This window comes from Vibrio sp. 10N.286.45.E10, from assembly GCF_002874195.2.
Classification (GTDB): domain Bacteria; phylum Pseudomonadota; class Gammaproteobacteria; order Enterobacterales; family Vibrionaceae; genus Vibrio; species Vibrio crassostreae.
In genome coordinates this window covers 2536012-2549698 of record NZ_MCWD02000001.1, presented here as the reverse complement: position 1 = coordinate 2549698, position 13687 = coordinate 2536012, and the positions used below count along the sequence as shown (strand labels likewise).

Annotated in this window: 14 protein-coding genes; 10 read left to right on the top strand and 4 right to left on the bottom strand. The window is 45.1% G+C overall.

The annotated features are described in order from the left end of the window. Positions 1–6: 6 nt before the first annotated feature. From BCU34_RS11200 to luxS, 5 genes are all read left to right on the top strand, one after another. Positions 7–468, top strand: a complete 462-nt coding sequence (locus BCU34_RS11200) for a YqaA family protein (protein ID WP_048659376.1) — start codon at positions 7–9, stop codon at positions 466–468. A gap of 9 nt (positions 469–477) precedes the next feature. Further along, a complete protein-coding gene (locus BCU34_RS11195; protein ID WP_102478754.1) occupies positions 478–3336 on the top strand; it encodes a M16 family metallopeptidase in 2859 nt (952 codons plus the stop codon). Between the two features lie 99 nt (positions 3337–3435). Beyond that, the gene (gene gshA / locus BCU34_RS11190) at positions 3436–5004 is read left to right on the top strand and encodes a glutamate--cysteine ligase (RefSeq protein WP_102433040.1); all 1569 of its coding nucleotides are present in this window, start codon (positions 3436–3438) and stop codon (positions 5002–5004) included. Between the two features lie 10 nt (positions 5005–5014). Next, the gene (locus BCU34_RS11185) at positions 5015–5665 is read left to right on the top strand and encodes a hypothetical protein (RefSeq protein WP_029405685.1); all 651 of its coding nucleotides are present in this window, start codon (positions 5015–5017) and stop codon (positions 5663–5665) included. Between the two features lie 24 nt (positions 5666–5689). Beyond that, a complete protein-coding gene (gene luxS, locus BCU34_RS11180) occupies positions 5690–6208 on the top strand; it encodes an S-ribosylhomocysteine lyase (protein ID WP_019825850.1) in 519 nt (172 codons plus the stop codon). 131 nt (positions 6209–6339) lie between these two features. On the opposite strand, the gene BCU34_RS11175 is transcribed toward luxS, so the two are convergent. Next, the gene (locus tag BCU34_RS11175) at positions 6340–7611 is read right to left on the bottom strand and encodes an HlyC/CorC family transporter (protein ID WP_019825852.1); all 1272 of its coding nucleotides are present in this window, start codon (positions 7609–7611) and stop codon (positions 6340–6342) included. A gap of 127 nt (positions 7612–7738) precedes the next feature. Beyond that, positions 7739–8533 (bottom strand): inner membrane protein YpjD, encoded by a 795-nt coding sequence (locus tag BCU34_RS11170; protein ID WP_019825854.1) that lies wholly within the window; start codon positions 8531–8533, stop codon positions 7739–7741. Between the two features lie 200 nt (positions 8534–8733). Here BCU34_RS11170 and ffh point away from each other — a divergent pair, with 200 nt between their 5' ends. The 5 genes from ffh to rplS all read left to right on the top strand — a co-directional run bounded on the left by ffh (position 8734) and on the right by rplS (position 12348). Next, positions 8734–10128 (top strand): signal recognition particle protein, encoded by a 1395-nt coding sequence (gene ffh, locus BCU34_RS11165; protein WP_010435884.1) that lies wholly within the window; start codon positions 8734–8736, stop codon positions 10126–10128. A gap of 212 nt (positions 10129–10340) precedes the next feature. Beyond that, positions 10341–10589, top strand: a complete 249-nt coding sequence (gene rpsP / locus BCU34_RS11160; RefSeq protein ID WP_004410028.1) for a 30S ribosomal protein S16 — start codon at positions 10341–10343, stop codon at positions 10587–10589. Between the two features lie 24 nt (positions 10590–10613). Then, on the top strand, positions 10614–11168 hold the full coding sequence (gene rimM / locus BCU34_RS11155) for a ribosome maturation factor RimM (protein ID WP_048615624.1): 555 nt from the start codon (positions 10614–10616) through the stop codon (positions 11166–11168). Positions 11169–11194: 26 nt separating this feature from the next. After that, a complete protein-coding gene (trmD, locus tag BCU34_RS11150) occupies positions 11195–11935 on the top strand; it encodes a tRNA (guanosine(37)-N1)-methyltransferase TrmD (RefSeq protein WP_019826347.1) in 741 nt (246 codons plus the stop codon). Positions 11936–11994: 59 nt separating this feature from the next. Continuing rightward, positions 11995–12348, top strand: coding sequence for a 50S ribosomal protein L19 (rplS, locus tag BCU34_RS11145; protein WP_004735514.1), 354 nt, complete (start codon positions 11995–11997; stop codon positions 12346–12348). Between the two features lie 319 nt (positions 12349–12667). Here rplS and yacG read toward each other — a convergent pair whose 3' ends face one another. Together yacG and zapD are read right to left on the bottom strand one after the other, a co-directional pair. After that, positions 12668–12865: a DNA gyrase inhibitor YacG gene (gene yacG / locus BCU34_RS11140; protein WP_008222354.1), complete on the bottom strand. Its 198-nt coding sequence runs from the start codon at positions 12863–12865 to the stop codon at positions 12668–12670. Between the two features lie 81 nt (positions 12866–12946). Beyond that, a complete protein-coding gene (gene zapD, locus BCU34_RS11135) occupies positions 12947–13687 on the bottom strand; it encodes a cell division protein ZapD (RefSeq protein WP_017063237.1) in 741 nt (246 codons plus the stop codon).

Here is a 13687-nt window from a genome sequence, read left to right as displayed (position 1 = left end):
TATGCAGTGCTAGAATTCTTTAACTCCCTTTTTGAAAATATCGCGCTGTGGTTCTCGGACTCAGCGCTGTGGGTACTCTTCATCAGTGGCTTCTTGAGTGCCACATTACTCCCCGGTGGTTCAGAAGCTAGCCTTGTGGCTGCATTGAGCCTAGATCATTTTTCCACTTCATCGATTATTCTGGTGGCAACATTAGGCAACACCTTAGGCGGCCTGACTAACTATTGGATTGGTTTGTGGTTGCCTAATCGAACTCAATCTGAAAAGCATGGTCATAAGGCTATGGCTTGGCTAAGCCGTTATGGCTACTGGACACTGTTATTTAGTTGGTTACCGATCATTGGTGACCCTTTGTGTCTGGCAGCTGGTTGGCTAAGAATGAAATTCATCCCTAGCGTTATTTTGATAGCGATTGGCAAGGCCGCTCGCTATAGCTTACTTGCTGCTATCTACTTCGGTTTTTTCTAAGGAGAACCTATGAAAAAGGTTTTACTTGGTACATTTTCTCTTATCGCCATCGCAGGCTGTTCTTACAATGTACCTAGCTCAACGCCCTTCTTTTCCTCGTTACCTGAAGGTGTCACTCTGTTAGAAGAGGTTAAGCCTTCTAAAGATAAAGTGGTGATTCCTTACACCAAGTATCAGCTTGCAAACGGCCTGACAGTGATTCTTTCCCCTGATGATTCTGATCCGTTGGTGCATGTTGATGTGACTTACCACGTAGGCTCTGCTCGTGAAGAGATAGGCAAGTCGGGCTTTGCTCACTTCTTTGAGCACATGATGTTCCAAGGTTCAGAGAATGTTGGTGACCAACAGCACTTTAAGATCATTACCGAGGCTGGTGGTTCGTTAAACGGTACCACTAACCGTGACCGTACCAACTACTTTGAAACTGTTCCCTCTAACCAACTTGAAAAAATGTTGTGGTTAGAATCCGACCGAATGGGCTTCTTGTTAGATGCCGTTTCTCAGAAGAAATTTGAGGTACAAAGAGGCACGGTTAAAAACGAACGAGCGCAGAGCTACGAAAATCGTCCTTACGGCTTGATGTGGGAACGCATGGGCGAAGCGCTTTACCCAGAAGGTCACCCTTACTCTTGGCAACCAATTGGTTATGTGGAAGATCTAGACCGTGTTGATGTGAATGACCTTAAGGCGTTCTTCCTACGCTGGTACGGCCCAAATAATGCGGTACTGGCTATCGGTGGTGATATCGACGTTGATGACACGCTAGAGTGGGTTAACAAGTACTTTGGCCCAATCCCTCAAGGTCCTGAAGTGAAGGCGGCAGAGAAGCAACCTGCTGTTCTAACTGAAGATAAGTACATCACCTTAGAAGACAATATTCGTCAGCCGATGGTGCTTGTGGGTTGGCCAACAACGTATCGTGGTGAAGAGACCCAAGCTTCACTGAATGCACTGTCTAACGTGTTAGGTTCAGGTACCAACAGTTACCTATATCAAAATCTCGTAAAAACGCAGAAGGCAGTCAGTGCAGGATCTTTCCATGATTGTGCTGAGCTCGCTTGTACCATGTATGTGTATGCGATGGGCAACTCAGGTGAAAAAGGCGATTTGACGGTTCTTAATAAAGAGCTGATGGATACCTTAGATCAATTTTCGAAAGAAGGTGTTGAGCAAGAGCGTTTAGACCAGATCACTGGCATGGCAGAAGCGAATGCCGTTTTCGCATTGCAAAGTGTAAAAGGCAAGGTTTCACAACTGGCATCTAACCAAACCTTCTATGGTCAACCAGATCGCATTGAATCACAGTTGGATCAAATCCGAGCGGTGACTCCAGAAAGCGTAAGTAAAGCCTACCAAGATTTCATCGAAGGTAAGCACAAGGTGACCTTGAGTGTGGTGCCTAAGAAGCAACTTGATTTAGCGGTTCGTGAAGCGACCTTTACTACGCCTCTACGTACTTTGCCTGAATACAGCAAGGTGACAGAAGACCAGCTGGATTTCAGAAAAGCACCGAACACTTTTGATCGCAGCGTGATGCCAGAAGTGAACTTTGGTGTTGAAGCAACGATGCCTGATTTGTACCGCATGCACTTTGCCAACGGCACGAATTTGATTGGTACTGTGACTAGTGAAACACCGACCGTACAGCTACAGATTCAACTTCCAGCGGGCGAGCGTTATGTTCGCAAAGGACAAGAAGGCCTAGCGAACCTAACGGCTTCGATGATGGAAGAAGGCTCGACCAAACGAACCGTTGAAGAGTTACAGGCGACCTTAGATAAACTTGGTAGCAGCGTGAGCATTAGCGCGGGCAGCTACACCACGGATATTTCAGTCTCGACACTAGAGAAAAACTTGTCTCAAACCTTAGCGATCGTGCAAGAGGTTCTATTCGAGCCTAAGTTCGATGAGCAAGATTTCGAGCGAGTTAAGAAACAGATGCTAGAAGGCGTTGTGTATCAGCACCAGCAGCCAAGCTGGATGGCTTCTCAAGCAACCCGTGAAGTACTATTTGGTGACAGTATTTTTGCTCGCGCAAGTGACGGTACCAAGGCGTCTTTGTCGAAACTTACCCTAGACGATGTGAAAAAATTCTATGCACAACATTACACACCAGAAGGTGCCAATATTGTTGTTGTGGGAGACATCTCGAAGAAAGAGGCAGGGAAACAGCTACAATTCTTTGAACAGTGGCAAGGCGATGCGGCACCACTAACGCGTCCACAGATCGTCAAAGAGCTTTCAGGTCAGCACCTGTATTTGGTCGACAAACCGGGTGCGCCGCAAAGCATTGTTCGCTTGGTGCGTAAAGGCCTGCCATTTGATGCGACGGGTGAATTGTATTTGAGCCAGTTAGCTAACTTTAACTTAGCGGGTAACTTCAATAGCCGTATCAACCAGAACTTGCGTGAAGACAAAGCTTACACTTACGGTGCAAGCGGCTACTTCGCAAGTACTCGAGAAACTGGTGCAGTGGTATTTAGCGCGCAGGTAAGGGCGAATGCGACGGTTCCATCGATTCAAGAGTTTATTAATGAGTTGAACGAGTTTAGTCAAAGTGGATTAACTGACGAAGAGGTGAAATTTATGCGCCTCGCCGTCGGTCAACAAGATGCGCTTAAATACGAAACGCCAAGTCAAAAGGCTGGGTTGTTGAGTAATATTGTCGCATTGAGCCTTGATGAAGATTACCTACAACAGCGTAATCAGATAGTTGAAACGGTTTCAAAAGAGACCTTAAACGAGCTATCGAAGAAATGGTTCGACCCGAATGATTATCAAATAATCGTTGTTGGTGACGCGACTTCGCTTCGCCCGCAATTAGAAAAGTTAGATATTCCAATAGAAGAGCTTGAAATCATTCGTTAGAGTACACATTAAAGGGGGAGGGAAGAGACTCTACTTTTCTCCTCCAACCTAATTTATGATAGTTCTAATCAGAACAATATAAGATAAGTGAACTGAATTTTGACTGATTTTGCTGCGCGACTAAAGCAAGTTGCAACCAACCCTAAGACCTTCTCTCAATTCGGTCGTGGTGTTGAAAGGGAAACATTACGCTACACGGAAGATGGGCACCTTGCTACTGGGCCGCACCCTGAGGCTTTGGGATCTGCGTTGATGAACGAATGGGTAACGACCGATTTCTCTGAGTCGCTACTGGAATTTATCACGCCTGTTTCTAACGATGTTCCGACGCTTTTGAATCAGTTGTCTGATATCCATCACTTCACGCAAACCAAGTTAGACGGCGAAAAGCTATGGCCGCTTTCTATGCCTTGTTACGTTGGCAGTGAAGATTACATTCAACTAGCGCAATACGGCACCTCTAACAACGGTAAGATGAAGACGCTATATCGTGAAGGCCTAAAACGTCGTTACGGTAGCTTGATGCAGATTATCTCTGGTGTTCATTTCAACTTCTCTTTCCCAGAAAGCTTTTGGGATAGCCTGTTTGGAGAGCAAACAGAAGAAGCGCGTTGTGAATCTAAGTCAGATGCTTACTTCGGTTTGATTCGTAACTACTACCGCTTTGGTTGGTTAATCCCATACTTCTTCGGTGCTTCACCTGCGCTATGTTCTTCTTTCATCAAAGGAAGGGAGACAAGTCTGCCTTTTGAAAAGATTGGCGAGACACTGTATCTACCAAAAGCAACGGCACTGCGCCTGAGCGATCTTGGTTACACTAATAGTGCGCAAAGCGTATTGAAGATTGGTTTCAACAGCCTAGACCAATACCTTGAAGGTTTGAATCAAGCGATTCGCACACCATCAGAAGAGTTCGCTGAGATTGGCACTAAGGTTGATGGTGAATACCGTCAACTCAATAGCAATGTACTGCAAATTGAGAATGAGCTGTATGCTCCAATCCGTCCTAAGCGTGTGGCGAAGAGTGGTGAGAAACCATCTGAAGCGCTCGCTCGTGCTGGTGTTGAGTACATTGAGGTTCGTTCTTTAGACGTAAACCCATTCAGCTCAATTGGTATCAATGAGCAGCAAGTTCGCTTCTTGGACCTATTCCTTACGTGGAGTGTACTAACAGACTCTGCCGAGATGGATAACTGTGAACTTGAGTGCTGGCGCGATAACTGGAACAAGGTGATCTTAGAAGGTCGTCAGGTTGGTTTAGAGCTGCAAATCGGTTGTCATGGTGAGCGATTGTCTCTGCAAGATTGGGCGAAGCGTGTCTTTAAAGACCTACGCTCTATTGCCGAGATGATGGACGCTGAACAAGGTGGTCGTGCATATCAAGAAACCTGCGATACGCTTGAAGCTTGGATTGATAACCCAGAGCTGACCATTTCTGGCCAGTTGCTAGAAGAGACTAAGAAGTTAGGTGGTTTAGGTAAAGTGGGCTGTACGTTAGGTAAAACGTATGCAGAGCAGCACAAAGCACACCAATACAAAGTATATTCAGCTGAGTTGATGGAAGCAGAAGTTCAACGCTCTGTGACTGCTCAGCAACAAAGTGAAGAAGCAAGCACTCAAGATTTTGATAGCTTCTTAGCGGATTATTTTTCGTATTTAAAAGCATAGCGAGACTTTGGTGGAAAGGAAGCAAGCCTTATTAGGTCAGCCTACTCGTGTGAGTAGTCAATGGTTACCTGTAGTGACTGTTGGTGTTGTCTCTAGCCTATTGGTTGGATGTGCAACGCCACCGCCAAAGCAGCAAGATAATTTGTGTAGCATCTTTCGAGAGCACCCTTCATGGTATGAAGATGCCTTGGATATGCAAGAAGAGTGGGGCACGCCGATTAACGTTGCGATGGCTTTTGTGAAACAAGAGAGTAGTTATCGTCATGATGCGCGCCCACCTAAAGATTACATTCTTGGCTTTATACCGTGGGGCCGTGTAAGCAGTGCCTACGGTTATGCACAAGCTCAAGATCCTGCTTGGGAAGACTTCCAAAAGGCGACCAATAACGGTGGCTCAAGAACCAACTTTGATGATGCATTGATGTTCATCGGTTGGTATACCAGCGAGACGCGTCGTCAATTGGGCATCTCACTGTGGGACCCGTATAACCAATACCTGGCTTATCATGAAGGCCGTGGTGGTTATAAGCGCAAGTCATACAACAGCAAGCCATCGTTGATTAAGGTGGCGCGCAAAGTCGAACAGCAAGCAAAAGATTATGGATGGCAGCTGAAACAGTGCCGCAAAGAACTAGAAGACAATCGAAGCTGGTTTTTCTAAAGCCAGACGTCATGGAGAAGAGCAATGCCTTTATTAGATAGTTTCACTGTTGATCATACACGCATGAACGCACCGGCAGTTCGTGTTGCTAAAACAATGCAAACCCCAAAAGGGGATACCATCACTGTGTTTGACCTGCGTTTTACTGCGCCAAACAAAGACATCCTATCTGAGAAAGGTATCCATACTCTAGAGCACCTATACGCTGGTTTCATGCGTAATCAATTGAACGGTTCAGATGTAGAGATCATCGATATTTCACCGATGGGCTGCCGTACTGGTTTCTACATGAGCTTGATTGGTACGCCTACAGAGCAACAAGTAGCTGACGGTTGGTTGGCAGCGATGCAAGACGTACTGAAAGTTGAGAGCCAGAATAAGATCCCTGAGCTGAACGAATACCAATGTGGTACCGCAGCAATGCACTCTTTGGATGAAGCGAAAGAGATCGCGAATGCGATCATCGCTGCAGGCATCTCTGTAAACAAGAATGATGAACTGGCACTGCCAGAGTCTATGCTGCAAGAGCTTAAAATTGACTAATCACTTTTCACCTTGAGTGTGGTGAGTTAGATGTTAAAAGGCCCGATTCAATGAATCGGGCCTTTTGTTTATGTGAGGTATTAGTGATAACTCAGTTGGCCGTTCTTACGGTAATGAACAGTACTTATCAATTATCCGTTCACGATCTGTGGGAACACACGCACCAGCTTGATGCGGTTCTCTTCGAGTTCAACGATTTCCATTGGGTGGCTGGCAACCTGAACACTCAGGTGACTCTCTGGAATATCTTCAAGGTGTTCCAGTATCAAACCATTCAGCGTTCTAGGGCCATCGGTAGGCAGTGCCCACTGTAAGCCTTTGTTGATGTCTCTGATATTGGCACTGCCTTCAATTAAGAAGCTACCATCACTTTGTGGTGTGATCTCTTCAGATAAACTTGGCGCAATTGAAGTGGTAAACTCACCAACGATCTCTTCCAGAATATCTTCCAAGGTAACCAAGCCGTTGATATCGCCATATTCATCAACAATCAAACCGATACGCTGCTTATTGCGTTGAAACTTAAGTAGTTGAATGTTGAGTGGTGTCGCTTCAGGAATAAAGTAGATCTCATCCGCTGCACGCAATAGGGTCTCTTTATTGAATTCGTTCTTTTCAAGCATCAGACGGTAAGCTTCACGCAGCCTAAGCATGCCAACCACTTCATCTATTTGGTCACGGTACAGCACCACACGGCCATGAGGCGAGTGAGTCAGTTGGCGAACGATAGATTTCCAGTCGTCATTGATGTCAATACCAGTAATTTCATTACGTGGCACCATGATGTCGTTCACGGTGACGTGCTCTAAATCTAGAATAGACACCAACATATCTTGGTGACGCTGAGGGATTAGGCTACCTGCTTCATTTACCACGGTTCTAAGCTCTTCTGAGCTTAAGTGGTCGGTCGCATCGTGGCTGGCTTTGACACCTAAGATACGAATGAAGCCGTTGGTAATGAAGTTGACCAAGATCACTAATGGTGACAGCACCTTCATCAGTATCATCAAAAGGATACTACTCGCGTAAGAGACACGTTCAGGAAATAGAGAAGCGATGGTCTTTGGTGTTACCTCGGCGAACACGAGGATCACGAGAGTCAGGGTACCAGTAGCGATAGCCACACCGATATCCCCGTAGATGCGCATACCAAGAATAGTAGCGATCGCAGATGCAAGAATGTTGACGAGATTGTTGCCGATAAGAATGAGACCAATCAATCTGTCTGGGCGGTTCAGAAGTTTTTCTACACGTTTGGCACCTTTATGACCCGTATTGGCCAAGTGCTTTAAACGGTAGCGGTTCAGGGACATCATGCCCGTTTCGGAACCAGAGAAATAACCAGAAATTACAATGAGACACGCGAGTAGCGCAAATAAGATACCCGTTGATATGTCGTCCAAAACTATTCTTTTCCTATTTGTGTATCTTGATTAATTTATGACCGAACATGGTCGAGATGTCAATTGAATGTATTGCACTCAATATTTTAAAGGCAAGGTATGTGAGACCTTGCCTTTATTTTACAGACTAGTTCAGGATGATTTCCTGAACGAAGCGACTACCGAAGTAGGCTAATGTGAGCATGCTGGCACCCGCGAGTGCAAACCACGTGACTTTTTGTCCACGCCAACCTTTCTGATAGTGACCCCATAGAAGGATGGAGTAGATAACCCAAGCGATAAAAGACAGCACAGCCTTGTGCGCTTTTCCTTGAGCAAACATATCTTGTACGAAGATGAGGCCGGTTAACAAAGTACCCGTTAATAAGCCATTACCAATCAGAATGATCTTGAAAAGCTGTCTCTCCACCATCATTAAAGGAGGTAGGTTAGGGTTGATCACCAACGCTTTTTTCTTTTTAAGTTTGTGATCTAGCCACGCGAGTTGCAGGGCGTATAGCGCGCCGATAGTCAGTGTCGCGTATGAGAATAGAGCCAAAGAGATGTGCACGAGCAGTTTTGGGTCATTCTCTAGATGTTTGATGAAGGTGCTTGGAAGAAAAGTGGCAGCCATCAAGTTCAGTGCCGCGAAGCTATAAACGACGGGTAAGATAAACCACAAACGAGTTTTGAGCATAGCGCCGCTCATAACCACAGATATGATTAAACTGATTAATGAAGCAACGTTCAAGATACTGAGGTTTTGGCCACTGGCATTAAAAATCAAATCGCCAAGCAACCAAGCATGGAAAGCTAGAGCAAGTAATGCGCTGATAAACACCGTTTTTACACGGATTCCTGTTTGGTGCACGAGACCTGGAATGATCGTGGAAATCGCCATTGTATAAAGAAAGGCTGCTGCGATCGCAATAAGACTGTCCATGGTATCCATTTAAATGATTACTAATTGGCGAATTATACCTCGCATCGCTCTTTGGGGCTATGGCGAACCTCATTCAATTCCAAGTGAATAATGTCTCACATCACAAGCACGGATGATTAACGCTCTACAACGGGTATGACTCTAATCCGCGCTAATGTATACTCACAGTAATAGTCGCAGTTTTGAGCGAAGAGAAAACTATGTTTGATAATTTAACGGATCGTCTATCCAAAACGCTGAAGAACATCAGCGGTAAAGGTCGTCTGACCGAAGACAATATTAAAGAGACGCTGCGTGAAGTGCGTATGGCGCTACTTGAAGCCGACGTTGCACTGCCCGTTGTCCGCGATTTTGTTAAGCGCGTAAAAGAAGGTGCTGTGGGTGTTGAGGTTTCTAAATCTCTAACGCCTGGTCAAGAATTTATTAAGATCGTTCAAGCTGAACTTGAAGCGGTGATGGGTGAGTCTAACGAGGCTCTTAACCTAGCAGCGCAGCCGCCAGCCGTTATCTTAATGGCGGGTCTACAAGGTGCGGGTAAAACCACATCGGTAGGTAAGCTATCTAAGCTTCTAACTGAGCGTGACAAGAAGAAAGTCTTGGTTGTATCTGCCGACGTTTACCGTCCAGCGGCGATCAAACAGCTTGAAACGTTAGCAAGCGATGTTGGCGTAGACTTCTTCCCATCTTCAGCTGATCAAAAGCCTCTTGATATTGCAAACGCTGCAATCGACCACGCGAAGAAGAAATTCTACGACGTGCTACTTGTCGATACTGCTGGTCGTTTGGCTATCGATGAAGAGATGATGGGCGAGATTAAAGAGCTTCATACTGCAATTAAACCAGTAGAGACACTATTCGTTGTTGATGCAATGACAGGTCAAGATGCTGCGAATACTGCAAAAGCCTTTGGCGATGCGCTACCACTAACCGGTGTTATCTTGACGAAAGTTGATGGTGATGCGCGTGGTGGTGCAGCTCTGTCTGTTCGTCATATCACAGGCAAACCGATTAAGTTCTTAGGTGTTGGTGAAAAGACTGACGCACTAGAACCGTTCCACCCAGATCGTGTTGCTTCTCGTATCCTAGGTATGGGCGACGTTCTGTCTCTTATTGAAGACCTACAGAAAAACGTTGATACCGAGAAAGCAGAGAAACTGGCTAAGAAGTTCAAAGAGAAGAAAGGCTTTGACCTTGAAGACTTCCGTGAACAACTTGGTCAGATGCAAAACATGGGCGGCATGATGGGCATGATGGATAAGCTTCCAGGCATGTCTCAGCTACCAGATAACGTTAAAGATAAAGTTGATGACAAGATGTTCAAGCAAATGGAAGCGATCATCAACTCTATGACCATGAAAGAGCGTCAACGCCCTGACCTAATCAAAGGCTCACGCAAAAAGCGTATTGCCGCTGGTTCAGGTACACAGGTACAAGATGTAAACCGTATGCTTAAGCAGTTCACCCAAATGCAGAAGATGATGAAGAAAATGCAGAAAGGTGGCATGAAAGGCATGATGCGCAACATGCAAGGCATGATGGGCGGCGGTGGAGGTATGGGCGGAATGGGTGGTGGCTTTAACCCGTTTGGTCGATAATCTACAAATGTAAGCTTTAGCTACGTTACTTTTCATAGTGTTAGCCGTGTCACAGAAAGTGTACGGCAGCTATGTTGGTGAAAAAATAGCTAAAGCCCTTGCATTGCCCCGGAATAAGAGTAAAATTCCGGGGCTTTAATTTGGCACGAGACCCCAAGCTATTTACTTATACTTGGGGTTAATTATTTTATTAAGAAAGCAAAGAGGACGACATGGTAACCATTCGTTTGGCACGTCACGGTGCAAAGAAGCGCCCATTTTATCAAATCGTAGTTGCGGATAGCCGTAACGCTGCAACTGGCCGTTTCATCGAGAAAGTAGGTTTCTTTAACCCTACTGCTCAAGGTCAAGAAGAAGGTCTACGTCTAGACCTAGATCGTGTTAACCACTGGGTTGGTCAAGGCGCATCTCTATCTGATCGTGTAGCTAAGCTAGTTAAAGACGCTCAAAAAGCGGCTTAATTCTTTTTTAAAGAGAAATAGCTTATGTCGATGAAGGGTAAAGAAACTATGAGCGAGCAAAACAATAGAATTGTCATGGGTAAACTTGGGTCTACCTATGGTATTCGTGGCTGGCTTAAAGTGTTCTCCTACACAGACAATGCTGAAAGCATATTTGATTACAGCCCTTGGTATTTAAACCAAAAGGGTAAGTGGGTTGAGTACAAAGTTGAGAGCTGGAAACGTCATGGCCAAGGTTATGTATGTAAGCTAGCGGGATTAGATGTTCGTGAAGACGCGCAACTGATGACTAACTTTGAAATTGCTATTGACCCTGCTTCGTTACCTGAATTGTCAGAAGATGAATTCTACTGGCGCGAATTGTTCGGTATGCAAGTCTTTACTACTAAAGGTTACGACCTTGGTAAGGTCACTGACCTATTAGAGACTGGCTCGAACGATGTTCTAGTAATCAAAGCAAATCTTAAAGATGCTTTTGGCCAAAAGGAACGGTTAGTACCGTACCTTGAAGAGCAAGTGATCAAGAAAGTTGATCGCGAAGCTCGCCGGATCGAAGTTGACTGGGATCCTGGATTCTAACTCCAAATTACAGAGCGAGAGAACACATGTGGGTTGGCATTATTAGCCTTTTTCCTGAAATGTTCCGTTCTGTTACTGATTTTGGAGTAACAGGTCAAGCGGTTAAAAAAGGTCTTTTATCTATTGAGACATGGAATCCTCGTGATTTCACTCATGATAAACATCGCACTGTTGATGACAGACCTTACGGTGGTGGTCCTGGCATGTTAATGATGGTTCAGCCTTTGCGCGACGCTATCAAAACGGCCAAGCAAGCAGCACCGGGAAAGACGAAAGTTATCTATCTTTCACCTCAAGGTCGTAAACTCGACCAGAAAGGTGTTGAAGAGCTGGCAACAAACGAGAATTTACTTCTTATTTGTGGTCGCTACGAAGGGGTAGATGAGCGCATCATTCAATCTGAAGTTGACGAAGAATGGTCGATTGGAGATTTTGTGATGACGGGTGGCGAACTGCCAGCCATGACGCTGATTGATTCAGTATCTCGGTTTGTTCCGGGTGTACTTGGAGATTTCGCTTCAGCAGAAGAAGATTCTTTTGCAAATGGTTTGCTAGATTGTCCCCATTATACGCGCCCTGAGGTGCTAGACGATAAAGATGTGCCATCGGTACTCAAGTCTGGAAACCATAAGGACATTCGTCGCTGGCGATTAAAACAATCGTTGGGCCGAACTTGGCTAAGAAGACCAGAACTCCTGGAAAACCTAGCTCTGACTGACGAACAGGAACAATTACTGGCTGAATTCATTAAAGAGCAACGCTCTTAACGAAAAGCAAGCAGTAACCTATTAAATTTAGTATCAGTTTATTCTAGGAATTTATACAAATGAGCAACATCATCAAGGCTCTTGAAGAAGAGCAACTAAAATCAGACCTTCCTAAATTCGCACCAGGTGACACTGTTGTAGTTCAGGTTAAGGTAAAAGAAGGTGACCGTGAGCGTCTACAGGCTTTCGAAGGCGTTGTAATCGCTATTCGTAACCGTGGTCTACACTCTGCATTCACAGTTCGTAAGATCTCGAACGGTGAAGGCGTAGAGCGTGCGTTCCAAACTCACTCTCCAATGGTTGATAGCATCGAAGTTAAACGCCGTGGTGCAGTACGTCGTGCCAAGTTGTACTACCTACGTGAGCGTTCTGGTAAGTCAGCTCGTATTAAAGAGAAGCTTACTAAGAAGTAATTCTTTTTGCATTCTATCGATAAAAGCGGAGCCACTTGGCTCCGCTTTTTTGTGCCTGCTATTTAGAGTTTTGAAAGTAATATATCCCCAACTCGCTCTTGAGGATAACGGACTAAAACGAAACTCACATTTAACCGTCATTCCCTAGACTGACAAAGGAAGGAGTAGGGAATCTCTACTAGCGCCATGCTATAGGCAATAAAAAAGGATTGACGTTAAACGCCAACCCTTCAATCATTTTTCCGAATCTCGAATCTCGAATCTCGAATCTCGAATCTCGAATCTCGAATCTCGAATCTCGAATCTCGAATCTCGAATCTTAGTACTGGTCTTCCGACCAACCATCGCTATCCGACATATCAGGTGCGCCAGCGATGCTGTTCTCTTCATCAGCCCATTCACCGAAATCAATCATCTGACATTGCTTGCTGCAAAACGGGCGGTGCGGGCTTTGTTCACCCCATTCAACGTCAGTATTACATTGAGGGCATTTAACGATGGTGATTTTGTTCGACATAGTGATTCTTAATTAGAGGGTATTGTAAGAAAGAGTTTAGGCTCGAGTGAGGACTCAAGCCAAACTATAAAAGAAATTTAATTAGGTGCAGATCGCCAATTCAAATTCGATGTCTTGAGTACAGGCTTGCCCAGTTTCAAAGCTCATGAACTTAACAGCAAAACGGTTTTTATGACCCGAGATCATCGGGTAGGCACCGTATTGCATTGGAATAGAAAGGCGAAGGATATTCGCTTCATCGGCATCGCTCTGGAAGAAGCCAGCACGAGCGATTTGCTCTTTAAAGTGGCCAGTCTCTCTGGTGAGCTTCAACCACAGTGTTAGCGCTTCATACAGAGGCTGTAAGCTATCCATCCAAGCTTTAGCATCTCTCATTCTCTTATCGAGAGGAAGGTGCAGCCAATAATGCAGTGCCGGTAAATCAAAGCAGCATGAGCCACCTGGAAGATTAAAGCGTTGGCGAATCGCACTCAGGAAGCGGTCTTCTTTAAGTGATTGGCCAAAACGCTCTGCCTGCATCAGATCACGATAGATATTACCAATGTCATTAAGCAGTGATGTCAGCATCTCTTGATCGACACCTTCAACATCCAACCAACTTTTGTAGGTTACACGTTGTTTCTCAATATCTTTTGCGAGTTCGCTCTTGAGTTGGATCTGTTCGAAGATTTCAATCAGATCAAAGATGGAACGGAAAAAGAGTTGATACTGTTGAGCATCGGAAAATGTAGAAGACAAGTGTAGCTGCCTCAAGAGTGATTCGACTCTTAAGTAGATGCGTGTTTTCTCATTTAGCGGATGTTCAAATTTATGGGTGATCAT